At 33.2% G+C, this 24714-nt stretch carries 25 protein-coding genes; 6 read left to right on the top strand and 19 right to left on the bottom strand.

Features of this window, described 5'->3' with window-relative positions; genetic code table 11:
• Positions 1 to 15: 15 nt before the first annotated feature.
• From EP747_RS02180 to EP747_RS02125, 12 genes are all read right to left on the bottom strand, one after another.
• The gene (locus EP747_RS02180; RefSeq protein ID WP_129688333.1) at positions 16 to 1059 is read right to left on the bottom strand and encodes an ADP-ribosylglycohydrolase family protein; all 1044 of its coding nucleotides are present in this window, start codon (positions 1057 to 1059) and stop codon (positions 16 to 18) included.
• Positions 1059 to 2051, bottom strand: a complete 993-nt coding sequence (locus EP747_RS02175) for an ADP-ribosylglycohydrolase family protein (RefSeq protein WP_129688332.1) — start codon at positions 2049 to 2051, stop codon at positions 1059 to 1061. Before EP747_RS02175 ends, EP747_RS02180 begins: the two co-directional genes overlap by 1 nt.
• Before the next feature lie 85 nt (positions 2052 to 2136).
• Positions 2137 to 4239: an ADP-ribosylglycohydrolase family protein gene (locus EP747_RS02170; RefSeq protein ID WP_129688331.1), complete on the bottom strand. Its 2103-nt coding sequence runs from the start codon at positions 4237 to 4239 to the stop codon at positions 2137 to 2139.
• Positions 4240 to 4272: 33 nt separating this feature from the next.
• Complete coding sequence (locus EP747_RS02165) at positions 4273 to 5421, bottom strand: ADP-ribosylglycohydrolase family protein (protein WP_129688330.1); 1149 nt, start codon at positions 5419 to 5421, stop codon at positions 4273 to 4275.
• Positions 5422 to 5434: 13 nt separating this feature from the next.
• Positions 5435 to 6904, bottom strand: a complete 1470-nt coding sequence (locus EP747_RS02160; RefSeq protein WP_129688329.1) for an extracellular solute-binding protein — start codon at positions 6902 to 6904, stop codon at positions 5435 to 5437.
• A 54-nt stretch (positions 6905 to 6958) separates the two neighbouring features.
• The gene (locus EP747_RS02155; protein ID WP_129688328.1) at positions 6959 to 7837 is read right to left on the bottom strand and encodes a carbohydrate ABC transporter permease; all 879 of its coding nucleotides are present in this window, start codon (positions 7835 to 7837) and stop codon (positions 6959 to 6961) included.
• Positions 7838 to 7852: 15 nt separating this feature from the next.
• Positions 7853 to 8755 carry an ABC transporter permease gene (locus EP747_RS02150; protein WP_129688327.1) on the bottom strand — a complete coding sequence of 301 codons (903 nt, stop codon included), beginning with the start codon at positions 8753 to 8755 and terminating at the stop codon, positions 7853 to 7855.
• Complete coding sequence (locus EP747_RS02145; RefSeq protein ID WP_129688326.1) at positions 8724 to 9650, bottom strand: ribokinase; 927 nt, start codon at positions 9648 to 9650, stop codon at positions 8724 to 8726. Before EP747_RS02145 ends, EP747_RS02150 begins: the two co-directional genes overlap by 32 nt.
• On the bottom strand, positions 9625 to 9975 hold the full coding sequence (locus EP747_RS02140) for a DUF4387 domain-containing protein (protein WP_129688325.1): 351 nt from the start codon (positions 9973 to 9975) through the stop codon (positions 9625 to 9627). The genes EP747_RS02145 and EP747_RS02140 overlap by 26 nt, the downstream gene beginning before the upstream one ends.
• Positions 9976 to 9987: 12 nt before the next feature.
• Positions 9988 to 11337, bottom strand: coding sequence for an acyclic terpene utilization AtuA family protein (locus EP747_RS02135; protein WP_129688324.1), 1350 nt, complete (start codon positions 11335 to 11337; stop codon positions 9988 to 9990).
• Positions 11338 to 11691: 354 nt separating this feature from the next.
• Positions 11692 to 12030: a hypothetical protein gene (locus EP747_RS02130; protein WP_129688323.1), complete on the bottom strand. Its 339-nt coding sequence runs from the start codon at positions 12028 to 12030 to the stop codon at positions 11692 to 11694.
• A 398-nt stretch (positions 12031 to 12428) separates the two neighbouring features.
• On the bottom strand, positions 12429 to 13172 hold the full coding sequence (locus EP747_RS02125) for a metallophosphoesterase (protein WP_129688322.1): 744 nt from the start codon (positions 13170 to 13172) through the stop codon (positions 12429 to 12431).
• 211 nt (positions 13173 to 13383) lie between these two features.
• Here EP747_RS02125 and EP747_RS25035 point away from each other — a divergent pair, with 211 nt between their 5' ends.
• Positions 13384 to 13518, top strand: coding sequence for a hypothetical protein (locus tag EP747_RS25035; protein WP_268875887.1), 135 nt, complete (start codon positions 13384 to 13386; stop codon positions 13516 to 13518).
• A gap of 140 nt (positions 13519 to 13658) precedes the next feature.
• Here the strand turns inward: EP747_RS25035 and EP747_RS02120 are convergent, their stop codons facing one another.
• Complete coding sequence (locus EP747_RS02120; RefSeq protein WP_129688321.1) at positions 13659 to 13907, bottom strand: hypothetical protein; 249 nt, start codon at positions 13905 to 13907, stop codon at positions 13659 to 13661.
• Between the two features lie 509 nt (positions 13908 to 14416).
• Positions 14417 to 15835, bottom strand: a complete 1419-nt coding sequence (locus tag EP747_RS02115) for a fibronectin type III domain-containing protein (protein WP_129688320.1) — start codon at positions 15833 to 15835, stop codon at positions 14417 to 14419.
• A 434-nt stretch (positions 15836 to 16269) separates the two neighbouring features.
• Here EP747_RS02115 and EP747_RS02110 point away from each other — a divergent pair, with 434 nt between their 5' ends.
• Positions 16270 to 17679, top strand: a complete 1410-nt coding sequence (locus tag EP747_RS02110; protein ID WP_129688319.1) for an Ig-like domain-containing protein — start codon at positions 16270 to 16272, stop codon at positions 17677 to 17679.
• A 194-nt stretch (positions 17680 to 17873) separates the two neighbouring features.
• Here EP747_RS02110 and EP747_RS02105 read toward each other — a convergent pair whose 3' ends face one another.
• From EP747_RS02105 to EP747_RS02095, 3 genes are all read right to left on the bottom strand, one after another.
• Positions 17874 to 18335 (bottom strand): hypothetical protein, encoded by a 462-nt coding sequence (locus EP747_RS02105; protein ID WP_129688318.1) that lies wholly within the window; start codon positions 18333 to 18335, stop codon positions 17874 to 17876.
• A gap of 195 nt (positions 18336 to 18530) precedes the next feature.
• Positions 18531 to 18878, bottom strand: coding sequence for a DUF6508 domain-containing protein (locus tag EP747_RS02100; protein WP_129688317.1), 348 nt, complete (start codon positions 18876 to 18878; stop codon positions 18531 to 18533).
• Positions 18879 to 18955: 77 nt separating this feature from the next.
• Positions 18956 to 19948 carry a helix-turn-helix transcriptional regulator gene (locus EP747_RS02095; RefSeq protein WP_129688316.1) on the bottom strand — a complete coding sequence of 331 codons (993 nt, stop codon included), beginning with the start codon at positions 19946 to 19948 and terminating at the stop codon, positions 18956 to 18958.
• A gap of 378 nt (positions 19949 to 20326) precedes the next feature.
• Between EP747_RS02095 and EP747_RS02090 the strand changes: the two genes are divergently transcribed.
• The 4 genes from EP747_RS02090 to EP747_RS02075 all read left to right on the top strand — a co-directional run bounded on the left by EP747_RS02090 (position 20327) and on the right by EP747_RS02075 (position 23255).
• On the top strand, positions 20327 to 21055 hold the full coding sequence (locus EP747_RS02090) for an amino acid ABC transporter ATP-binding protein (protein WP_129688315.1): 729 nt from the start codon (positions 20327 to 20329) through the stop codon (positions 21053 to 21055).
• A 14-nt stretch (positions 21056 to 21069) separates the two neighbouring features.
• Complete coding sequence (locus EP747_RS02085) at positions 21070 to 21867, top strand: transporter substrate-binding domain-containing protein (RefSeq protein WP_129688314.1); 798 nt, start codon at positions 21070 to 21072, stop codon at positions 21865 to 21867.
• Positions 21868 to 21941: 74 nt separating this feature from the next.
• The gene (locus EP747_RS02080) at positions 21942 to 22580 is read left to right on the top strand and encodes an amino acid ABC transporter permease (protein ID WP_129688313.1); all 639 of its coding nucleotides are present in this window, start codon (positions 21942 to 21944) and stop codon (positions 22578 to 22580) included.
• Between the two features lie 12 nt (positions 22581 to 22592).
• Positions 22593 to 23255, top strand: coding sequence for an amino acid ABC transporter permease (locus EP747_RS02075; protein WP_129688312.1), 663 nt, complete (start codon positions 22593 to 22595; stop codon positions 23253 to 23255).
• Between the two features lie 211 nt (positions 23256 to 23466).
• On the opposite strand, the gene EP747_RS02070 is transcribed toward EP747_RS02075, so the two are convergent.
• Positions 23467 to 24051 carry a hypothetical protein gene (locus EP747_RS02070; protein WP_129688311.1) on the bottom strand — a complete coding sequence of 195 codons (585 nt, stop codon included), beginning with the start codon at positions 24049 to 24051 and terminating at the stop codon, positions 23467 to 23469.
• 167 nt (positions 24052 to 24218) lie between these two features.
• The gene (locus EP747_RS02065) at positions 24219 to 24590 is read right to left on the bottom strand and encodes a hypothetical protein (RefSeq protein WP_129688310.1); all 372 of its coding nucleotides are present in this window, start codon (positions 24588 to 24590) and stop codon (positions 24219 to 24221) included.
• Positions 24591 to 24714: the final 124 nt, after the last annotated feature.

Genomic DNA, 24714 nt, shown 5'->3' with positions numbered 1-24714 from the left:
ATATTTATTATCTTCTTATTCTGATTCAATTAATCGTTTTACTGTATCCTTAATCGTTAAGCCCTTTAAATGTGGGACACAGAAGCCTTTAAGTGTATCAACACTATCTACCCAACTTTTCGAAATTGATTCTATTCCGTTCATTGCGCCTGCCAATGCACCAACCATTGCTGGCATACTGTCGGCTTGTTTTGGTAACATAAGTGACATCATGATACTCTTTTCAAAATTTCCTTCTGTAGCAAGAATTATAGCATAGGCAACTGCTAATGTCTCAGGAGCAATATTTCCATAGTTATAAATTGAGTTGACTAGTTGATTATTCCAAAGTGGGATCGCAGCAAATCCATCGTTATTAGTTGAATCCAAAATCGAAAAAGCTTGGCTTACTTTTCTACTTATCCATGTATTCTCGGGGATCTGTTTTAAACCTGCGTCAATAACTTCCCTTGGTGAAGCTCCATCAAGAGCAATTGCAATACTAGCAGCCATAGCCTTTGCAGCATATACTCCATCTTCTGCGTTCGTAATGGATGCCATTTTTTCTGCTACAGCCGCTGCTTTTTCAGGGTTTCCATTAAATTTAATACCAATTGGTACTGCTCTAGCAACAGCTCCATCATCGAAATGATGAGGATTGTCATTTCCCGTTGCAGGTGGAATCAAACCTTTTTTAATATTTTCAATCGAAGCACGCTCACTAATTCCGCTCCAAATTTCGTTTTCGTGATCAACAACAAGCTTTTTCCACTGTTTAAAAAATTCTTCTTCACTATATTGAGTGCTTTCAAGTAATGTAAGTGCAGAAATCATCGCAAATTCAGTATCATCAGTACCTGAAAAATCTAGAATACTTTCATCCATTGCATGCGTAAATGGTAACGAAAACTTATTAATTCTATATTCATCAGTCTGTTTACTAAAGTCCCAAAGGCGATTCCTTCTTCTAGTAGGTAAAACCGAGGTACGATGGTACATTGCGGGAAATCCTAATGAATCTCCAACTGAGAGTCCTAAAAATGCTCCACATGCTTTGCTATATAAAGTTTGGTTATTCATTAGATCCCTCTCCCAACTATGACATCTGTAAATTTTTCACTTAAATCACGAATATCGATTCCTTTAGTTTTCTTTACACATACTCCTTTAATGACATTGATTCTGTTCTTCCAGTCCTCTGGAATCACACTAGCACCGTTTAATGCGCCAGATAATGCACCATTCATAGAAGCAATCGTATCCGAATCTCGACCAATATTTGTTCCGCCTAAAACTGCTTGTTTATAATCTCCTTTGGACGCAGCAAATACACCATACGCTAAGGCCGTCGCTTCAGGTGCAACGTCAGCCCATGGATAATAGAAAATTGAAACTTTATTGTAAAGCTCTTCCATTGCCTCTTGTACATTGGAATATTTCATCCCTATATTTACGGCTTCACTTATTTTACGATAAGACCATGAATCTTTCGGTAATACGTCTAGTCCATTTTGAATGACCTTTTCCCAAGAATCCCCTGTCATAGCATAAGCAACACTAGCAGCAATCGCCATTCCACAATAGACACCATCTCTGTCGTGGCTGATTCTTGCCTCAATTTCTGCTATTTTCGCAGCTTTTTCTGGATCTCCGGCAAAATAAACACCTACTGGAGCGATTCGCATGGCAACACCATCACTCCACATTTCATGATTATCCATACCAGAATAAGGAGCAACGAGACCTTTTCTTAAATTAAAAATAGCATCGACTTCACTAAAACCTCCGCCTTTAAACCCACCATTTTGGTCTAATAAGTATTGGCTCCATTCGTACGTCATATCTCGATAAGTTAAATTTTCACCATATTTTAGTAAAATTAGGGAAGTTAACATAGAGTATTCTGTATCATCTGTCCCCACAGGATCGTCTGAAATAAATCCATCTACCCAATTGTAGTTCTCTTTAATTCCTTCTAGTGTCATTCCCTCAGTTGGCGCACCAAGTGCGTCACCAACAGAAAGACCAATCAGACACCCATATACTTTATCGTAAATTTCTTTCCGATTCATTCTATTCACCTCGTTAGATTAATCAAAAATGTGATTGACCGTATAATAAAAGGTAGCTAAACGCTACCTTTCATAAACTTCATCCTTATAATTCCTTCACAGAAAAATCAGATATAATTGATTCTCCTTGTTCTATCATTGCAAATCCGACCATTCCTCGATTAAATTGATCGTCCTCAAATGAGAGAATTTCTTCATTATTAATAGATAAGCTGATTTCATTCCCTTTGCACTTCAGTTCAAATTGATACTCTTCCTCATGTTTCCATTCATAAGGAACAGAGTGTAACCGTTCAATTCCAAAGTCGTTCACAATGAGTGAAAGCTGATTTTTCCCATCAAAACCTACTTGGTAATGACGTTCTACTCCAGATGCTCTAAATAGTAGATTGTGAGAGTCACCTTTCTTTGGGATAATGGATGCATTAATGATTACATCTTTTGAATAATAGTTTCCTGTAAATGCTGCACAGTCTGTTAAACTACTAACCTTCATTTTCCCGTTTTCAAGGGTCCACTCTCCTCTATGGTGAGAAAATGGAGTTACACTTAGAAATTCAATTGCTTGCTTAGAAAAATCGATTGAATAGCATGACTTTCCAAAAATCCTGAATTCATCAACATATATTTTACCAAATGCTCTTTTTGTTAATTCAGACGGACTTTCAATGATAAAACCTACTTCATCTATTAAATCACCATCAGTATTTGGCACGATAAATTCGATCGAATTCCATTCACCATTTATCAGTTTAATAGAATTAAGTTTTACAGTTTCTTTTGAATAAGTATTTCGAATATAAGGTGTTAAAATAAAGTCTTCACCTTGAATTTTATCTGAATAAATTTTTAAAGAGACGTTTTGTCCACTATAAATCTGAGGCGCAAAGGTTGGTTTATATTTTTCATCATTAAATTCTTCTCTTCGGTAGAAAGGTTTATAGAAAACTTTACTACTTTCACCTTTTACCATTCTGTCGATAAAGATTTCAAGTGATCCTTTCCTTTGATACCCATGCTCAGAATTGTGTTTTAAGAAAGTTTTAAAAGGAAAGTCCGTTCGGAATCCATGTGTTGAACCTAGTAAAGTGAAATCAAAATAAATTTCTTCTTCTCGATAACTATCGATTAACTCTGTAGGTGGCTCTTGATTTGCCATCTTGTATCCTAATAGAGCTAGAGATTTAGAGAATGTAGGGATATCTAAAATATTTAAATAACCAGAAACACTAGATGTGGCGATAAAATCATTAATTGGTTTTCGATAACGATCAGCTATTCCGCTAATTCCAGTGAAAACACCTAAAATTGTTCCAACGTTTCCAGCATTACAGTCTGTATCCCAACCGCACATTGTTGCAATTTCAATTGTTCTTGCAAAGTCGCCATTTCCATAAAGTAAAGAAAGGACACATACACCTGCATTTGGTATAATATGACAAATTCCTGGGTATTTATCATATCCCCATTCGTCTTCAAGATATTGACGGCAAAGGCGGAAGTCGTTCGGTACCTGCTTATGAAAGTCAAGAACTGCTTTAACAACTAAAGCATAAGTAGATTCTTCTGGAATTTCTTTTAAGCCGGCTTCAATAATCTCTTTAATCGATTTTGCTGAAAATGCTTGAGCGATACATGCGGCAATAAATCTCGCCCCAAATAATCCATTTTTATCATGCGATACACTTGCTGCAATCTCAGCATAATCAGCTGCTTTTTTGGGATTATTAGGTAAAAATAACCCCCAGCTATCAACGAATATTTGCCCACCAATTTGCTCTGCAAGGACAATCCCATTCACTTCAGAGGAACCAGATTTTGGCGCAGAAATGCCTTTTTTCAGATTATTATAGGCAGTATGTTCTGTGCTAATACCTTCTCCGCCCCACCAAAACATTCCGATTCCTTCACGTGTATAGTTAAGCCATGCACGGCCTACGTCTTCTGGAGTTAATTCACGATCTTTCGCATCATCATATAATGCACGAAGGAAAAATACCGGTCCGTTTGCATCATCATCTGCTGAGAAAGTTTTATAATCTTTTAAATAACTGTTTATATCGCCGTAAACGTCTTGAATTATTTCCGGTGTCCACTCAGTAGGTTCTACAGGGGCACCTAGTCGGATTCCAGCATTCATTCCTAAAAATCCAGCGTATACCTTCTCTAAATAATCATTCGAAATCATTTCATTCACTCCACTTCCAGGTTACACTTTTGCTCACAGTAATCTTTTTCTTTGTTCATTTAGATTTAAATCTTGTAAAATAATCTCTTTTGCAAGGTCAGCAAATGTATCTGATAATTCGGTTAGATCCATTTTATTTTTCGATTCTAAAAGTTGAATATCTTCTTGATTAATAACCGCAGATCCATATTTTGCTCCAAGAATTACGCCAATCATAACGCCAATTGAATCTGTATCACGTCCCGAATTTATACCATCGTAAATAGATTTATAGAATTCACCATTATTTAAAACGATAAATGCCAACGCCATGGGTAGCTCTTCAATTGAAAACAGTCTACTCGGTGTATAATGATTTGAAGGAATGCCAACTTTCTCAATTTTCCGATGTACATCATCTTTCATTGGTGAAAACTTAGCAATGACGTTTTGGAAAGTTTCAATGACTTGATCCATTTCTGCATGCTCTGCTCTAAGTTTTCTTGCCGCTTCAGTCATTTCCATAATCGCTTGTTTTGTACCGTCTTTTGCATAGTAAATAGCTGTCTCGACAATTTCATCAATACTCACGTTTTCTTCAAATGCCTTTGCTACACATGCAGCTAAAACACCTGCCGCTTCAAGCCCGTAACTACTTTGATGGCCCATTGCAAATAAAATTGCTTCATCATAAGCTGCCTTCGGATTACCTGCATTAACAACTCCAATAGGGGCAATATACATAGCTGCTCCACAATTAATCATGTTTCCAATGCCGGCTTCCCTTGGTTCACAATTAGCTAAAACATGTCGCATGAAAATATACTTTTCAGGATAAAATAGACGGTCAATGATTAATGCTTCGCGACCAAATTCAGGAATATACGTCTTCTTAAAAGCAATCTCTTTCACAAATTCATTCCCTACATCGTAAGCATCAAGATGTCTTTTTTCCTTTAAATAAACATTAATTAAGGCTGCGGTCATCAAGGTATCGTCTGTTACGATACCTTGTCCACGCATTTTACCAAGTGTTACTTCATATGGAGCATCTTCTTTATACCAACTTGTATTCAATGACTCTACTCGTCTATATTTCTCTTTTATTTCTTCATAGGTTAACTTTTCAATCGGTGCCCCAAGTGCATCACCTAAGGCTGTTGAAAGAATAACACCTCTTACACGATCCTGAAACGAAACCATACTTTAGAACTCCTTACTTTATTTTGTCATTTGCATATTTCGTAAGCTCATCTCCACCAGCTTTTTTCCATTCTTTCACAAACTTGTCGAAGTCACTTACTGGGCGTTTTCCTGTAATAATATCAGTTGCGTACTCTTTATAAAGATTTTCCATCGCATCCCAATTTGCTACGAATTTCTCTGGCAAGATAAAACTATTATCTTCCGTATAAGATTGTTTTACTAAATCTTGTGATTTTAAAGCAGGCGCACTTAAAAGTGGTGTTTTTAATGGTTGCTCTGTTTTAAATTCTGTTGGTTCCCAATATCTAGCAAACCATTCGCTATAATATTTATCTGTTAAAGCAATCTGACCATTTTCAATTTTATATTCTTCATTTTCATATCCAAGGCGATCTAGCATTTGACCTTTTGGACTTGCTAAGTAATCTAAAACTTTAAACACTAAATCTTTATGTTTTGATTGAGAAGAAATCGCATAACCACGAGATTCTTTCGTTACATCTGTCTCACCGAAACCTTGGTAAACTCCTTTAGCGGCTGGAAGAACGACTAACTCAGCTTGCTTACCGTTTACTTGAGTCATTTTACTATTGTAAAGATCGATAACTTTACCATTTGTTCCTGTAATAATTGCAGCTTCCCCATCATAGAAAGCTTTTTCTTTTGTATCCCATTGTTTTGTTAAGTATTGAGGATCTAAGATTCCATCTTTATAAAGCTTGCTATAGTAAGCTAATAACTCTTTTTCATTATTTGATACTTTTGAGTAAACATATGTTCCATCACTATTTTTTAACCATGTTTGATTCATTCCGAATGCCATTTTAAACATAGAATCTAATTCTGAAATATCTCCTGCTGCTGTTAAGCCATAAGCAGGTTTGTTAGCTCCTCCTGGATGTGTAGAAACTAATTCTTTTAAAAACTTATAATAATTATCTGTTGTTGGATTTGCCATTAATTCTTGAGAGCTAGCCATCTTATCAAACCAGTCTTTTCGAATGACAGGTGTCTTTTTATCAAGTGGTTTAATCCATAATAAGTAAGGATAATTTTTTAATCTTTCTTGGTTATAAGGTTGAAGTAAATTTTTAATATACTTAGACTTATCAATATATGGAGTTAACTTTTCTAAAAGTTGTTGTTGTGAAATCTGCTGATCTCCACCTTGGAAATAAATTAAATCTGGAATATCTCCACCTGTTAATAATAGATTTAATTTTTCAGCATAATCCCCTTGTGGAACTTCTACTAGTTTAAATTTCACGTTAAGGTTTTCATCCCTTTTTAAGGCTTTTTCTAATTCATTGTAATATTTTACTGAAGCAGGATTTGATGGTGAATCATCTTTTGCAACCACACGGATAATTGTTTTTCCATCGGCTGTTTTGTCATTTGCATTCGTTGCTTTATCATTCGAACAAGCAGCTGATGTAAATACTAATAATGCACTAAAAATCAACATAAGTAATTTCTTCATTGTTTTTTTACCCCCTGATTTAATGTGTGTTATTTTTAAAAATTAGACTAGAGATTAGTCTTTTACCCCACCTTCAAGCGCACCTTTAGCGTAATATTTTAAAATTAATGGATACAAAATTAGTAAAGGTATCATTGAAATAATGATTGTTCCCGCTTGTAAGGAAGTAAAATCTAGGTTAGCAATTTGTTTATAAGATCCACCAGTTAAGTTTCCTAGCATTGAAGTATTATCTCTCATTACAACAAATTGTCTTAGAACAACTTGTAATGGCCATTTATGTGGATCCGTAATATAAATGGTCGCTCTGAAATATTCATTCCAGTGATAAACCCCGTAAAATAATCCAAGTGTTGCAAGTGCAGGTTTGGATAAAGGAAGCATAATTTTAGTGAAAATTTTGAAATGCCCCGCCCCATCTATTCTTGCAGCCTCTAAAATACTATCTGGAACATCTTCAAAGAATCTAATTAAGATGAACAAATAGAATACATTGATTGCCTTGTATAGAATCAATGAAGAGTAGGTATTAAGTAATCCTAGATTTTTAACAAGCAAAAATTCCGGGATTAATCCTGGTTCGAAAACCATTAAAACAATAAGGAAAACCATAATCACTTTTTTTCCTACAAAGTTCGTTCTAGCTAAAACATAGGCTGCCATTGCAGTCAAAAACAGGTTTAATGCAGTACCAACAACTGTGATTAAAAGCGTGTTGAAAATACTACGTATAATTAGTGGATTTGAAAGCAATATTTTATAATTAATCAAAGAAAAACCTTCTGGCAAAATACTTAAACCTTTTAATTTATGGACTTTTAATGGATCCGAAAGGGACATTGCCAGTAAGTTTAAAATTGGAATTAATATTGATAAAGATAGTAAAAACAACACTAAATAGATAACCGTTCTTGTCAAATTAATCTTCTTCAAATCTACACCCCCCTTTTACCAAACACCTTTACCAGAAATCCTTTTTGAGATAAAGTGTGTTCCAAGAATTAAAACTACGCCAATTACCCCCTTAAATAAACTAGCCGCTGTTGCATAAGAGTATTGAGCATTTAAAATACCAATTCGGTACACATAAGTATCTAAAATATCAACTTTACTAATAACAGAGTCATTAATTAAGTTAAACACTTGATCGAATCCAGCGTTTAAAAAGAAGCCTAAATTTAAGATAAAAACAGTAACGATTGTACTTGTTAATTCTGGTAAAGTAATATACCTCATTTGTTGTAAACTAGATGCGCCATCCATTCGCGCAGCCTCATATAGTGATGGGCTGATTTTCATAATTGCCGCTAAATAAAGAATCGAGTCCCATCCAGATGAACGCCACATTTCTGAAAAAACTAAAACCCAACGAATATGGTCCTTACTAGTCATAAAATCAATAGATGGTAGATGAAAAAAGTGACGAATTATATTTACGCCTCCATCTTGCGGATTTAATAGACTGATCCAAATACCGGCGATGACAACCCATGATAGAAAGTGAGGTAAATAAACAACTGATTGAACATACTTTCTAAAAGGCCCTGTTCGTAATTCATTGATTAAAAGTGATAAAATAATCGGAATCGGAAAAATAAAGATGATTTTCATTGTACTGATAATAACCGTATTTTTTAAAACATCTAAGAAAGCCGGTGAGCTAAACAACACTTTGAAATGCTTCATCCCTACCCACACATTGTCACCAATAATCCGATAGTCCTGAAAGGCAAGCTTCATTCCTAGCAAAGGTATTACATTAAAAATAATGAAATAAACAATTGCCGGAAGAAGCATTAAATAAATGACCCAATCTTTTTTAATTTTCGATAACGTGGTCTTTGCCTTCATGTTTCAACTCCTCTTTCCATAAAAGGTCTACTTCACTTCGATATGGCATACCAGTTTGAGCACCTTTTTTCGTAACAGATAATCCAGCAACGACGCTTCCGAATCGTATGCTGTCATAAAGTTTTTTTCCTTCTGAGACTGCTACAGCAAACCCTCCAGAAAATGAATCTCCTGCTCCAGTTGTATCGACTGGTTCTACTTTAATAACTGGTACACGAATAATTTCTTGTCCATCATAATAAACAACGCCATTCGTTCCACATGTAATAATTAATTGATTTGGATAGTTCTTAAGTAATTCTTCCATTGGAAGTTTGCTATCAAAAACGATTTCATACTCGTGCTCATTTGGTGTTAAATAGGTGATCTTTTCTAGTAAATCTTCTTTAATTTTTTGAGCAGGAGCAGGATTAACGACAATGATTTTTCCTTTTTCATGTAGAATAGGAATCAAGTATTCTATTAGCTCCATTGGTGTTTCCATTTGGAATAAAACGACATCATAAGTGAGCAATTCGTCTAAAACTCTAGTAATATAGTTAACATCGGTAAAATCATTTGCCCCAGGTACAACTAGAATTCTATTCTCGCTATTACAAATTTCTATAAATGCAACGCCAGTATGACTTCCTTCAACTACATTTAAATTCGTTATATCTACTGTTTCATTTTTCATATTTTCGATAAAAATCTCGCTAATCTCGTCTTTACCTACCGAGCCAAATAAAGCAACTTCAGCACCTAAACGAGAAGCGGCTACAGCCTGGTTAGAGCCTTTACCTCCTACCGATAAAAAGAAATGATTCCCTAATAGGGTTTCACCTATTTCCGGTAATTTTTCTGCTTCAACAAAATAATCGATATTAATACTACCTACAACTGCAATCTTCCTCACTAGTCATCTCCGCCTCATCAAAAGTAATCTTCATTAATGGTGCATGTTGTTGCGCACCATATACATCTCTGTCTCCTACACTACCTGAAGAGACATCTCTTTCAATCGTAATTTTGATTCCCAAAGCTTGGTCAAAGAAAACAAAATGGTGAATCTGTTCTTCTCGTAAATTATATAAGTGACAAATTGTCTGTTTCGTAATCTTTCCTGAGTTTTTTACCATTTGATAGACATGTTCTGAATCAAATAATATATCCAACGTTAATTCAAATGGTCCTGAATTTTTACTTCTAAGTACTTTTGCTAAATCAAACAATGTAGTCATTACTTCGCCCTCCTACAAGTACTCAACTTGAAACGGATTATGATGTATTTCCATTAAATGATAAATAGAGAACTCGTACACCGCTCCAAATTCGACATCACTTGGTGCAAATGGAAATGCTAGATTCCCCGCAGTAGACTTACGCTTTTCATAGCCAAAGTGAAGAAAAGTAGATCTGACTGTTGCACAAATACTATTTGCTAGTTCTTGAGTCTTAGCAATAACTTCAAATAAAACGCCAATTTCATGGCCTTTAAATGACTCTATTTCTTTTGAGCCAAGAACTGCATTCATTCCATAATTTAAAAAGTTAATTTTATAATCATTTCGGTCAATTTCTGGATAGTATTCAAAAACTTGTTCCTTTACGCGGTCCTCAATCTCATGAATATTTTCAATTAAAATTGGATCCCTGATGCCTGCCATTACAAATGTTCGATAGGCAGCCTTTTTTGCTCCTTCAAGCTTTATGAAGGTAGTGTCTTCAGGAATAAATCGACTTTTTGATACTTCTACAACGCCATTTCCTAAGTCATGAAACTCGCATTCACTTAGATCAAGTCTGAATCCAGGACCATGTAATATGTATGGATGTTCTTTTTCATAAAAAGTATGAGCTGCCACGCTAATCGGTGTACACTTTCGTAAAGGATTTAATGATTCAACTGTGAAAGAATCATCCTTTAAAACACCTAAAATACTATCTTTTGTCGTTCCAGGTTCCGCACACAGTGCACCACATTCTAAAATTTTGCCTAAATGATAAGCTAGTCCTGGATCTTTTTGATGATAAATTCCAATCGCCGCAAATGGTGATGGATCATAAGCTCGGCCACATATAATAATGTCACTATCATTCTCTAAAGCTTCTAAAATTGGTTCATGTCCCATTTGGGCAACGATTTGAATAGTTTCCTTAATCGTCTCTTCCTCTAGTTCAGGAATATTCTGACTTAAAGGTTTAATTTTATGAGCACGATTCGCTTCAATAATTTGATCTTGTGTAAAATCAGCCCAAATCACTGCAACCTTAGCACTTAATTCTTTTTCTTTTAATATCTTTTTTATAATTGAAATCGTTGCTTCTACATGTGGTCGCGCTCCTGCTCCACCAGCAGATCCTATGATAATTGGTATTTTTCTTGGAACACCATTTGTTATGATTAATTCTAAATCCTTCATTAACGCCCGTTCACTAACGATTGAAACACCTGCCCCTAATTTATGAGGGCCCGCATCCGTAGAACCAGCATCAACGACGATTCCATGTATTTTATCTTTTAGTCCATTTAAAAATGAAGCGGCTGGAAATCCATACCCAAGCATCCCACATGGAGACAAGATTTTAATTTCTTCTGACATCATTTCTACCTTCTAACATAGTCAATTTTTATTTATATGTAACCGGTTACATACTCTTTAAAAAATAAAAGCTACATTACAATAGCATTTTATCTTCATTGATGTGTAACCGGTTACATATGTTAATCATAATAACGAATTACGCATACGTCAATAACTAATTTTAAAATATTTAGAATTAACTAATTATAATGTCATTGTACGCATTTCTATCCTGCTTATTTATTCAACTTCTTTATTTAATCATGGCTCTGTTAAAGTAAATTAAATTTTTATCAAATAGGCTCTTTTAGAAAATATAGTTGCTCAGATGAAACAAAACCCACCATCTTTTGGTGGGTTCGATCATATTATTTAACCAACGTTTACACGAAGTCCGTTGCTAGCTAATTTATCCATATTTAAAAGCAGCGTTTTAACTTGTACAAAATCATCAGCACTTTCTAGTTCAAAGATTGCAACTAGATTGTTGTTATTGTCTTTAGAAACCTTCATTTTGTATTTACGTTTACGGAATAGTCGTTCTACCTTTGTTCCACGAGCTACAGAAATTCTGTAGGTCTCATTATTATAGACTGTACCCGCATCAAATCCATTGTATGAAAAATTTGTATAATCCTCAGTAGGTAAAGATACATCAATGTCTAATTCTTTGTTAAGAATAAAATCTTTCAGTAGGTCTAGTTTTGTCATTTTTAATTCCTCCTTAGCCACAATGGGCTTCTCTTGTAGTCGGAAAGTCAACCTCTGAAATATTAAAGGTCAGAGCTCATATAGATAGCTCTTCTTCCTATTCAAATGACCATTTACCTCAAAATGAACTTGAATAAGATTAATTTTATCATAATAATCCAAAAACATATAATAGTACCTATTTTTTTTTATAATGTCAATTCCCACAACTGCATTTACATTCAATTAATTTGACCTGGCTATTATCAAAAAAGGCAGCCTTTTTCTTAAATAAAGGCTACCTTTCTTGGAAAACTAAATTGAAAATTAAGCAGTTACGTCCCTTTTTGAGAAGACAACTAAAATTTGGTCTTTTTCTACTATACATAATTACTGAAGCTCTTCAATTTTTTATAAAATTATATTTCATACTTGGTAGACTTTGTCTTAGAAGGAATTGAATATGTTGATAGAATTCCAACTTTATTAACCTTAATCCCATGTAAAATCCCACCATATGCAGCTGCGCCATCAATACAGATCTTTGTTTTACAAGGTGAATACCATATATCGAATTTGCCTTCAGTCTTGTGAAGTATTGATGTTGGAGTATGGCCGAAAATAAATGTATTATTTGTTTCATTTTTTCCATAATGGAACTCATCGCGAATCCAATAAAATTCCTTGTCAGTCGTTTCTTTCCAATCATCAAGATTAAGATCGACTCCGGCATGTACGAAAACATAATTTTCCCATTCAAAATACAATGGTCTAGATTTAATAAATTGTAGTTCAGATTCAAATTGCTCTTTCATTAATTGCGCTACTTCATTCGGACCTCTTTTATTTGTAATTTCAAATTTAAAAAATGAATTAATTGTTTCTAAACCACCTTGTCCGTAATAATACGCTTGTTTAAACTCAGGTTGCTCAAGCCAGTCCAATAACATTTGCTCATGATTTCCTAGTAAAACAACCGCTCCATATTCTTTTTCTAATTGTTGCGCTCTTATCAAAACCTCGTATGGATTCTCACCACGATCTACTAAATCTCCAAGTAGCACTAGCCTTTCATAATCTGCATTCCATTGTTTAAGTAATTTTTCTAATTCATTTATACTGCCGTGTATATCTCCAATTGCAAATACCGTATCCTTATCCATACATCCAACCCTTTCTGTAAGCCTATTATTCCCACTAAATTGTTTAAATAATATAAATAGTTTAACAAATATGAATTTCTAAAGTAAGTTATCCGTCTTATTGCTTTTTTACGTAATAAAATTTTATTTAATTGTCCAATTATAGCTTGGATAGTTTTTTTACCACAGGGAATAATAAAAAGGTAAAATTTTGGTAAAGGGGATTTTGAAAATGAGTAATGAGAATAAAGATTTAAATAACAGTGACTTTTTTATTGCAGATTTAACTAGTGATGCGAAGAGTAAGATTGAGAATTTGGAAGAGGAATTGGATATTACTTTGGTTGCTTATGATTGTAAGAAGTGAGTTTTAGATAATAAGGTAAAACGACTGCTATTAGTTAGTCAGTCGTTTTATTTTGATAATAGAAGTTATTTTTTTCTTTTACAAAATAGAATCCTGTCCCATTTTTTTGTGGAACAAAACCTTGCTGTGCAGAACTATTTTCAACTGTTTTGCTCTTCAACGGTAATAGTTGTAATGATATCTCTATCAACAAAGCCTTTAAAAAAATTTTGTTTTTCTATAAAGTGGACACTTTTTGAAGATCCGCTAATTTCATTTTTTGGTCCCGGTGCTAAAAAGAAAATCAACAAAAAAACGATCACAATAAAAGTTAAAATAAGAAATAATATTACTCTAAAAAAGTTCCCCATTATACTCACCTTTTTCTTGAAATTACTATTTAAAACCATTTAAACCCCAACATATACTATGTTAATCCAAAGTGATGATACTAGAATTAAATTCAAACTTAGACCAATGTTGATCTTTTCTTTCCATCTCCTATCTGATGAAATAATTGAAACCAGAAAACTAAGCAAACTTAATAAAATACTAATACAACTTAAACTTAAAAATATATTGAAGTTGTTAAATCCGTTGAAGGTGACATTTAAAATGAAAATTGAGTAACTAAAAATTAGATAGTAGAAACTTTTCAAATTTAACCCACCCCCGAGAAAATGTTTTGTTTTTTTTGATTATATTAACATATTAATTTCTGGTAAAATGTTCTAAATTTGAATAATGTATGAAGATGAACTAATTATTAAGGTTTGTTCCTTAAATTGTAACTATTCCTCATAATCTCTTTTATTTTAGATGTTATCTTGAATTTAAATAATAGAGTACCATCGATACTTAAAAAAAAGAGAATCATTAAATGATTCTCTACTTAATATCAATTATGATTTGTTAATGCTTAAAGCTTAACGTTCTTGATTGTTGTCCAACCACTATATACTTTAGTAGTTCCAACTGTTCGATACGTTCTTACTTTATAGTAGTATGTCTTTCCTTTTGTTAAACCGCTATTTGTATAAGACGTTGAAGTTGTACTTTTTACTAAACTATATGATCCAGCACTTGATGTAGATCTGTAAATTTCATAACCGCTTGCTCCACTCACAGAACTCCATGATATTTTTGCACTAGTTGAATTTACTTTTGCCACATTGAAATTAGTTGGAACTGATGGAATTGGTTTTGCGCTTACTACTGTTGAATAATTTCCATAGACTTTCTTACTTCCAACAATTCTGTAAGATTTAACTTTGTAATAATAAGTTTTATTTGTAGTAAGCCCTGTATTATTAAAGCTTGTAGAAGAAGTTGTACCAGCAAGTGAATATGTTCCCGTACTTGACGTTGATCGGTAAACTTCATATCCACTAGCTCCACTTACAGCTGCCCAACTCGTTTTCACACTATTGTATGAAGATGAAACTGCTTTTACGGATGTTGGTGTAGACAGGACCGGTTTTGCTGATACTGCCTTACTATAATCACTGTATTGTGTAGTTGTTCCTGTTTTATAAGACTTAATCTTATAATAATAAGTTGTACCTGTATTTAAAGTTGTATTAGTATACGAAGTACTTGAAGTAGTTGCTATTTTCGTATACGTACCTGTACTAGAAGTAGAACGATAAATTTCATAACCTGACACATCATCAGCTTTTGTCCAGCTTAATTTAACGCTATTATATGAACTAGCTGCTGCCTTTACGTTAGTTGGTGAAAGTATAGGCTCTACATAATTTGGATCAGTTGAAAACCATCCGTATTTCGTTTGATCTGCACGAGAATCATAACCCATTCCAATTCGAATAATTGGATAGCCAACTGTTTTTTTCACTAATATACCGTAATAAACTTCAGATTCTGCACCCGGATATAACTCTACATCGTATTCATCTAAACCTTCTAACTGGCCTGAAAATGAAGCAGTATCAATTGGGTTAACTTTTTGACCAGATTTCGTATAAAAACTATCGTAACTATAAACCACATCATAAGCGTATAAAGGTTCTTCTGGTCCTGAAACATATTTTAAATTAAATCCCATCACAATCCATTCTTCATCTTCTGCTGGTTTAGTATTAAACATATTTTCATTTGCTACAATTTCATTTGCTTCTTCACCTGTATACATATCGGTTAATTGCAATTCCACTTCTTTAGGAGTATCCCATTCATATTCTTGAAGTAAAAAATTATAATTAAACCATGCACTATATGGAGTGCTACGATCTCCTATTTCAGCAAAAGCTGATTTTGAATAAAATGAAAACATAATTATAAATGTTAAAAATAAGTACATAAAACTTCTTTTTTTCATGATTTACCCCCTAAAATCTTTCAATTTATTAAACTACACATACAGAAACACTCTACTATTTATACCTCCTACATTTGATGACTTTATTATATAAAGTGAGGTGTTCAAAAAATTGAACATCAAAAAAAGAGAATCCTAATGATGATTCTCAGATTGTTCGCATATGATAATAGTTTGATAATTTACCAGAGTAATTCCAAATTCTTAAAAAATTATATTGATTCATTTATTTAAACTTTACTTGAAATCGTCACAGACAGTCTTATTTAGATTTATTACTATAATATTCGATTATTAGACTTTCATTAAACAAGCCTATAGTCTTTCTAATTGTCGAAAAATAAATGTGTATTGAAGCCCATGGTTATGACTTATTTTTTATAGTAGCATTAGAGACCTCAGTGTTCTTAATAATAAACATTAGGAGTGATTTGGTGCTTAATAAAAAAATCTTATCATTGGTTACTTTAGGATTATTAGTTTCACCATTGTCTTTAGGAAATGTTAAGGCAGAAGGAAACGCGTACGATTTTTCAAAGAAGATGATTGAACATCAGGTTAAAAAGCCTCTTCAAAAAGGAATCCTAGATTTTCATACGTTTAATCAGCTTGGAAAAGAAGTAAACTATGCTCGATCCTTTTCTGTAAAAAGCTTTAATAAAATGGGGACTATGAATAAAGGTAATGTCACTAGTGCAGATGATGATTTTATTTATGAGACTGAATATAATGATGAGTTTAATTATGCAGACAATACATCATATGACAAAATCTTGATTGGGCAGTTACTACCTTTGTATGATTTAGATTTACATAAAGTAGTCGTACCGACTGATGGACTTTTATATGTTGCTGGGGCAACTAACTCTATTAATATTGATCTATTATTTGCAGCTGTAGAAAAGGATTTTGTTGAGAGTAATAAATTAGTATACTTAGGTTCGGAATATGACGATGATGGGACTGAGTACCAAGCATATCAAGCAAAAGCTGGTACTTATTATGTAGGAGTTATGGATTATGATAATGCAGACGATATTGACAATAATACAGAAGATGACTTATATGCTATCGCGACTGGTTTCGAGGATAATGTTGCTCCAAATAAACCGATCATAAATAAAGTGGATAATAATGATGTAGTTGTTACAGGTAAAGCAGAAGCTAACTCTACTATAAGTGTAAAAGTAGGAAGTACTCAAATCGGTACTGCTAAAGCATCATCAAAAGGAACTTATTCTGTAACAATAAAAACACAAAAAGCAGGAGTTACTTTAAGTGTTTATGCAAAAGATTCTGCAGGTAATACAAGTGCAGCAGCAACTACAAAAGTTGTTGATGTTATCGCACCAGCTAAGCCTATAGTAAATAAAGTTGATAATAATGATAAAGTTGTAACTGGTAAAGCTGAGGTTAATTCTACTGTTACTGTTAAAAGAGGATCTACAGTACTGGGAACTGCAAAAGCTAATTCTTCTGGAAACTATTCGCTTCCTATTGCCGTTCAAAGTGCAGGAACAAAGCTGACTGTAACCGCTAAAGATGCTGCTGGGAATGTAAGTGCAGCAACAACTGTAACCGTTGTAGATGTTATTGCACCAGCTAAGCCAAAGGTTAATAGAGTAGATGATAACGATTTGAAAGTAACTGGAAAAGCTGAAGCCAACTCAACTGTAACCGTGAAAGTTGGAAGTAAAGTCCTAGGTACTGCCAAAGCTGATTCAAAAGGAAACTTTACTGTTAAGATCAAAGCACAGAAAAAAGGAACCACTATTGCTGTAACTGCAAAGGATGCTGCTGGAAATACTAGCCAAGCAGCTACTTTAAAAGTTGTAAGTCACTAAGTCAGATGATTGAGCCAAGGATTAATTCCTTGGTTTTTGTTTTTTTAGTATGTATCACAAGCATTCAGATTTCCCACTAATTCCTTCTTTTTTTAAAAATAAAATAGATACTAATTATAACAAGCAATAATGGAATCCCATAAATAAAAAATTGAAATAAGTAATCCCCAAAATACATTGCATCACCCCACTATTTAAAGTATATTTTTTGATAAATACTCATCAATACTTTCCCTATAAAGGTCGTGGAATTCATATAAATAATTAAGTTGACCTACTTTAAAAATATAGATCACTCTTTTATCTTTAGTTTGATATTCTCTTATTTTTATATTGTTTAGAATTTTAGTTCTAACCTTTTTCCCACCTTCGTAATCTAAGCCATTTGATGAATGAATCCTTATGTTAATTTTGTTTAAATGCTTCACTTCAACATGGGGTGAAGTAAAGCCATCGTCTACCAGATAGATACTTGATTTTTTATATCCAGCTGGAATCAATAGTTTTTGGTTAATTGAAGATAGTTTTGTGCTTATTTCATGCTGTTCGATTTTGGTCTTTGTTTCAGGGTTTGGCAAGGAAAACAATGCATATAAACAGATTATTAACCCTGTACCAATAATTGAAACAATAGAATAGAAAATTCCCTTCAACATTTATCCCCCCGCTTTATAGGTAGAAAAATCCTTTTATCTTGTCTTGTGAAAATAGTAACATATAGAAACAGAAATTAATTTAGGTAATTATGAAATAAGTATGAATGTTTTAGAAAATATGGTAATCAAACAAACTTGTTAAATAGAATAAGAACTCCAAGTAGCAAAAGGCTACTTGAAGCTATTATTTTTACTTCAAGATTCTTCTTCAAGCTGTTTTAACTTAATTAATATACTCAAAAATATCTTATCACTTATTGCATCTGCCCACATACCTTCACAAAACCGTTCTCCTCTAACGTAATATGTAAAAATAGATTTGATTAAATCCTTATCAGCCGTTTTTATTAATTCGAAATAAGGTTCTTGATAATGATTCAAATTTCCTAAATAATTAGGATCACTAAGATCAGAATTATAAAACGCATTAATAAACTCATTTACTTCTTCATCATATGTAAATGAGCGACCTCTCATTGTAAAAAATTCAAAATCGTCTTTACTAAAATAATCAATATAATGCTTAATTAGTTCAATATTCATTTGTTCACCTCTTACTATTTTATTCTTCGTTAAACGAAAAAAGAGTATCCAAGAAAGATACTCCATTTAGTAAAGATTTATTGTTGTAAATTCATACTATACAACTTGCTCATTTCAAAAATTTGTTCCTGTACTTTCTCAATCACTGAAGGTGGACTTATTACCTGAGCATCTCTACCCCATGTTAAAATCCAAGTAATCAATCCATCACTAATCGCAGCTTTTGTAGTTAAAATGAAATGCTCCTCATCCACTTGCTGAATATCGGCCTTTAATCCAAAACGGTCAAGTACGACATTTAATAATCCTTTTTTGAATTTGATTTTTACGTAATCAGGTTCACCAGCGAACATATTAAAAACTGTAGACAAATATTCATCTACATTAAAACGATCATCAGGGAATTTATCTTCCGTTCTCTTAACTTCTCGCATTCGGTCTACACGGAAATGTCTCAGTTTATCATCAGGTAAGCTTTTAGTAATCAAATAATAGTAGTCATTTGACCAAATTACTGCGAGTGGCTTTACTGAGTACTCTTTTCCATCATGGCTTAATTCAAATTCTTTCTTAATATTGTATCGACCATATTGAAATGTAAGTAGTTTTTTCTCGGCAATTGCTTGGTGAATTTGATCGATTGAAAAGTGAATTCGGTTGCTTTCACTTTTTATGGCTGTATCTGGGATAATACCATTGTGAAGCTTTTTAGCTTCGTTATCACTCGTAAGCTTTTTTAATTTATCAATAATCTTTTTTGTTTCTTGTTTATTTAAAAATCTAGAAGCAGTAACCGCATCTACTAATAAACGGAGTTCATGTAGTTCAAACAGTCTCTCTTGGTGGCTATATTTTGTTGCCTTTCCATCTGAAGCGTTTTCAATTATATCAAAACCTACATGTACTAATACAGATATATCTTTTAAAAATGTATTTTTACTATACTTAAAATCATCTTCACCTGCTGCTAATCTCTTCTTTATTTCATCAAAGGTAAATTCATGATCAATATCTGTTTTTCTTTCTAGAAGTTTCATTAAATTATAAAAGCGTTCACGGTTTTTTTCCATGGAATCCTCCGTTTATTTAGTAAAATTCATAAGATGTATTTTATATGTAACTTAATCTAATTTTAATTTTAACATATTTAATTGGTAAAAATTATGGTTAAAAAATACTAGTCTATTTTTACTAGCAGTTCCATTGAACCAATTTACTATTTCATAATAAATTTTAGTAAACAATAGCCGGAAACACTTCTATAGTGCTTCCGGCTATTGTTTTGATTCAGTTTATCTTTATTTTTTGTCTAGTACACAAGTACTCGTCCTAAAAGACTAAAAAGTAATTTAGCGTGATATGAAAATGTGAACAAGCATACATATAAAATATTGATTCCCAAATTTCTCCAATTTACATATTCGAAAAAATTGTACAGGAGGTCAGGAATGATTGAATTTAAACATGTAAATAAGTTTTATGGCGATTTTCAAGTCTTGAAAGATATTAATCTCACTATCAATAAAGGTGAAGTTGTTGTCGTGATTGGTCCGTCTGGTTCTGGTAAAAGTACTTTGTTGCGTTGTATCAATCATCTGGAAGCAATTAATGACGGGACACTTACTGTCAGTGGGATTTCAGTTGGGGATAAAAAAACAGATCTCAATAAGCTAAGACGCAATATTGGAATGGTTTTTCAGCATTTTTATTTGTATCCGCACAAAACTGTGCTTGAAAATATCACCCTGGCTCCTATGAAAGCGCTGGGCCAATCTAGAGAAGTTGCTGATGAAACAGCCAAACATTTTCTTGAAAAGGTAGGCATTTTAGAGAAGGCGAAATCTTATCCTTCCCAGCTTTCTGGTGGTCAGCAACAACGTGTGGCAATAGCTCGCGGGCTTGCGATGAAACCGGATATTATGCTTTTTGATGAACCTACTTCAGCACTTGATCCTGAAATGATTGGTGAAGTGCTAGATGTTATGAAGACTCTTGCTAGGGAAGGCATGACGATGGTTGTCGTGACTCATGAGATGGGCTTTGCCAGAGAGGTTGCCGACCGAATCGTCTTTATGGACGAGGGTCGCATATTAGAAGAAGCAACTCCGGCTGAGTTTTATGAGAACCCGCGTGAAGAACGGGCTCGCTTATTTCTCAGTCGTATATTAAATCATTAATAGGAGGTAATGGAATGTTTCTAAAAAAATTCATGAAAATGGCATTAGTTTCAACTACGGCCGCCTTAGTTCTTGCAGGTTGTGGTGGTAAGGATGATTCTAAAAGCAAAGATGCTCTTGCACGTATTAAGGATGATAAGAAAATCGTATTTGGTGTAAAATATGACACTCGTTTATTTGGATTGAAAAATCCATCAACAGGTAAAGTTGAAGGATTTGATATTGATCTTTCCAAAGCACTGGCAAAAGAAATGTTTGGCGATGATGTTAAACCTGAGTACATAGAGGTTACGTCAAAAACTAGGGTTGGTCTCTTAAATAATGGCAAAGTTGATGCGGTAGTCGCTACAATGACCATTAATGAAGAACGTAAAAAGGAAGTAGATTTTACTGATGTTTACTTTAATGCGGGACAATCATTGCTTGTTAAAAAAGGCAGTAAAGTTCATGGACTTGCTGACTTGAAAAAAGGGACAAAAGTGCTTGCTGTTAAAGGATCCACTTCTGCTGTAAATATTCGCCAGAAAGCTCCTGATACAACAGTACTTGAATTCGAAAACTATGCAGAAGCTTTTACAGCCTTAAAAGCTGGTAAAGGTGATGCCCTAACGACTGATGATTCAATCCTTTATGGGATGAAAGAAGAAGATCCTTCTTTTGAATTAGTAGGTGGAACTTTTACAGAAGAGCCTTATGGAATTGCTGTTAAGAAAGGTAATAAAGAGCTTGTCGATGCCTTAAATAAGGCATTAAAAAGCCTGAAAGATTCAGGTAAATACGATGAAATTAAGAATAAATGGATTAAAAATTAAATATTTTATCGTCGGGATCTGCAGTGTCCGTAATTTTACGGGCCTGCTTTTCCTGATAATTAGGAGGAAATCCTTTGATTGATTTCTCGATACTAACAGATCATATGGAGTATTTTTTAGAAGGATTAAGAGTAACCATTTTAACTAGTTTAATAGCTTTATTATGTAGTTTTATTTTAGGAACAATTATTGCTGTTATGCGAATTGCTCCAATTAAACCGCTTAACTGGTTAGGTTCGATCTATGTTGAGTTTATCCGTAATATCCCTGTACTAGTGGTTATTTTTTTCACTTATTTAGCTGGAAGCTTTAGTGGGATGATCGCAGGAACAATTGGATTAACCATCTATACAGCAGCCTTCATTTCCGAAGCAATCCGTGCCGGTATCCTCTCTGTTCCAAAAGGACAAATGGAAGCCGCTCGCTCGACAGGATTGACTTACGGACAGGCAATGAGATTCATTATACTTCCCCAGGCGATAAAAATCGTAATCCCTCCCCTTGGCAACCAATTTCTAAATCTAGTAAAAAATTCATCATTATTAGCAGTCGTAGCTGGCGGAGATTTAATGTATCAAGGCGATCTAATATCTGCAATGACATACGTTACGTTTGATACTTATATTTTCGTAGCCTTATTTTACTTAGTCTTAACGATTCCTTTAAGTATTGGAGTAGGATATTTAGAAAAACGCTTGGCTAGAAGTAATTAAGGAGGTGGATGAATGGATTTTCTGCAGCCGTTCTCTGATGTATACACACTAAATCATATCAAGTTTTTGCTAGAAGGATTTTGGGTCACCCTTAAGGTCGCTGCCATTTCAATTGTACTAAGTTTCATTATTGGTGGACTTATTGGTACGCTTAGATATACGAAGATTCCTGTTGTTACTCAATTACTAGTCGCGATTGTTGAGACGATTCGGAACTTGCCTTTGTTACTGATTATTTTCTTTACGTACTTTGCCCTACCTGAAATCGGGATTGAAATGAAAATAACGACAGCCGCCATCGCAGCATTAACGATTTTTGAATCAGCTATGATTTCAGAAATTATTCGAAGTGGATTAAACTCGATCGAAAAAGGACAGATTGAAGCAGCTCGTGCGTCCGGCCTCAATTACACTCAGACATTACGTTATATTGTCTTGCCTCAAGCATTGAGAAGAATGGTTCCGCCGATTGTTAGTCAGTTTATCTCTTTATTGAAAGATACATCGTTAGCTGTTGTTATTGCGTTGCCCGATTTATTGCACAATGGACAAATTATTTATGCGCAGAAAGAATCTTATGTAATCCCTGTTATGGTGATGGTTTCGCTGATGTATTTTATTGTTAATTATGTTTTGTCGTTGGTTGCGCGTAGATTGGAAATTAAGCAGACTTGAGAAATCTGGTTCATTTATTGGGCCGGATTTTTTTGATGTAAAAATAAATACGATTATAAATGCTCCTAATCCTAAAGATATAAGTAATATTATACTTGAAATAATTATAATATATTTTTGTTTTCTCATTAAACCAATAACTAAAGAAAATAATGAAAAAAGAAACATAAAAATAATAACAATTGAAATGCCCATAATTTATCTCCTTAATTTAATATTTAGTTAGAATAATTTGAAATACTTTCTCTTTATACATTATGAAAGTCAATTTTACATTTCTCTCTTTATCAAGATACGATATCGTTTCTCCTATTTCTTCAAGCGAGTGAATGTAGTTATTACCATACTTATTCATAATAGTAGACTTATCATCTCCTATTCCAATACCTTTATTAGTTTTTAGTTTAGGATCTTCAGAAATAATACTATTAATTTTGTTGTTTTTAATTCCAATATATAATTTCTTAAATTGATAGTTTCTATCATTTTCAACAGAAAGTATTACTACAATATCTGTGTGTTTAACTGTTCTACCATATTTACTTTTTAGATCTAACAATAGTTCAGGTGTAACTTGTTTATCAATCTTAATTTCATTCAATCTTTCACTTTTTAGTGAAGTACTTTCTAGTAGTGTATTTTTTACTAAAATAGAAGTACGCTCAACAATGAAAAAACCTATTAATAGCAATACAATAATTCCAAATAGTGCAGTAATATACTTCCAGGGGAGAATTTTAAATAATACGTTCCCCAGAATAAGTAATAAAATTAAAAATAAGACTGTTAATATCATTTTTATTCCCCCGAACTTTTACGAAATGTAGGTATTACAGACCCTTAACTACAAGAAAATAGCGAAGCCTTTCTGGATATAACTTAGAGGGTTTCGCATATTTAATTTGAACGAACTTTTTTAGTGTCATCTTTAAAAGTCTCTCTTCCACATCATTCAGTTCTTATTTATTCATCTTGTGATAGATGATTTAATGAATCAATTTTTAATTTTGCTAAACTAATTGGATTTTCACTATCAGCATCTATCAACCATTGATAAACAGGAATCCTATTCATATCATTTTCCCAACTCTTCTCATATAACTTTATAACCTCACTTGCAACAAAAAAATCCACTTTAAGATTTACACTCGGTTTAAACTCAATAAAAGTTTCTGCTAGTTCTAATAATGCATCTTGTTTATCGTCTCTTAAATTATCAAAAGTATATATTCTCACAAAGATTAGATTTCTATCATCATCCCAGTCATCTTCTAACACCATATAACCAATTAAACTAGTAGCTCTTTTTATTTCTTCTCTTATAGCAAGTATCATATGATTTTTACAATTTAACTAGTTTGAGTAAATAACAGCTTTTCTTCAAAAGTCTCACTCCTAAGTAAAATTTTACTAACTTGTGAAAAGATTAACATAGTAAATTCTATTAAATTCATTATAA

The sequence above is a fragment of the Gottfriedia acidiceleris genome, from assembly GCF_004138285.1.
Taxonomy (GTDB): domain Bacteria; phylum Bacillota; class Bacilli; order Bacillales; family Bacillaceae_G; genus Gottfriedia; species Gottfriedia acidiceleris_A.
The sequence above is the reverse complement of the archived record's forward strand: the minus strand, read 5'-3'. Positions and strand labels throughout refer to the sequence as shown.

Bases quoted from the DNA above. Each gene is read 5' to 3' on its own strand.
- EP747_RS02180 (WP_129688333.1), bottom strand. From the start codon at position 1,059: ATGAATAACCAAACTTTATATAGCAAAGCATGTGGAGCATTTTTAGGA.
- EP747_RS02175 (WP_129688332.1), bottom strand. From the start codon at position 2,051: ATGAATCGGAAAGAAATTTACGATAAAGTATATGGGTGTCTGATTGGT.
- EP747_RS02170 (WP_129688331.1), bottom strand. From the start codon at position 4,239: ATGATTTCGAATGATTATTTAGAGAAGGTATACGCTGGATTTTTAGGA.
- EP747_RS02165 (WP_129688330.1), bottom strand. From the start codon at position 5,421: ATGGTTTCGTTTCAGGATCGTGTAAGAGGTGTTATTCTTTCAACAGCC.
- EP747_RS02160 (WP_129688329.1), bottom strand. From the start codon at position 6,904: ATGAAGAAATTACTTATGTTGATTTTTAGTGCATTATTAGTATTTACA.
- EP747_RS02150 (WP_129688327.1), bottom strand. From the start codon at position 8,755: ATGAAGGCAAAGACCACGTTATCGAAAATTAAAAAAGATTGGGTCATT.
- EP747_RS02140 (WP_129688325.1), bottom strand. From the start codon at position 9,975: ATGACTACATTGTTTGATTTAGCAAAAGTACTTAGAAGTAAAAATTCA.
- EP747_RS02135 (WP_129688324.1), bottom strand. From the start codon at position 11,337: ATGTCAGAAGAAATTAAAATCTTGTCTCCATGTGGGATGCTTGGGTAT.
- EP747_RS02130 (WP_129688323.1), bottom strand. From the start codon at position 12,030: ATGACAAAACTAGACCTACTGAAAGATTTTATTCTTAACAAAGAATTA.
- EP747_RS02125 (WP_129688322.1), bottom strand. From the start codon at position 13,172: ATGGATAAGGATACGGTATTTGCAATTGGAGATATACACGGCAGTATA.
- EP747_RS25035 (WP_268875887.1), top strand. From the start codon at position 13,384: ATGAGTAATGAGAATAAAGATTTAAATAACAGTGACTTTTTTATTGCA.
- EP747_RS02120 (WP_129688321.1), bottom strand. From the start codon at position 13,907: ATGGTTTTAAATAGTAATTTCAAGAAAAAGGTGAGTATAATGGGGAAC.
- EP747_RS02115 (WP_129688320.1), bottom strand. From the start codon at position 15,835: ATGAAAAAAAGAAGTTTTATGTACTTATTTTTAACATTTATAATTATG.
- EP747_RS02105 (WP_129688318.1), bottom strand. From the start codon at position 18,335: ATGTTGAAGGGAATTTTCTATTCTATTGTTTCAATTATTGGTACAGGG.
- EP747_RS02100 (WP_129688317.1), bottom strand. From the start codon at position 18,878: ATGAATATTGAACTAATTAAGCATTATATTGATTATTTTAGTAAAGAC.
- EP747_RS02095 (WP_129688316.1), bottom strand. From the start codon at position 19,948: ATGGAAAAAAACCGTGAACGCTTTTATAATTTAATGAAACTTCTAGAA.
- EP747_RS02090 (WP_129688315.1), top strand. From the start codon at position 20,327: ATGATTGAATTTAAACATGTAAATAAGTTTTATGGCGATTTTCAAGTC.
- EP747_RS02085 (WP_129688314.1), top strand. From the start codon at position 21,070: ATGTTTCTAAAAAAATTCATGAAAATGGCATTAGTTTCAACTACGGCC.
- EP747_RS02075 (WP_129688312.1), top strand. From the start codon at position 22,593: ATGGATTTTCTGCAGCCGTTCTCTGATGTATACACACTAAATCATATC.
- EP747_RS02070 (WP_129688311.1), bottom strand. From the start codon at position 24,051: ATGATATTAACAGTCTTATTTTTAATTTTATTACTTATTCTGGGGAAC.
- EP747_RS02065 (WP_129688310.1), bottom strand. From the start codon at position 24,590: ATGATACTTGCTATAAGAGAAGAAATAAAAAGAGCTACTAGTTTAATT.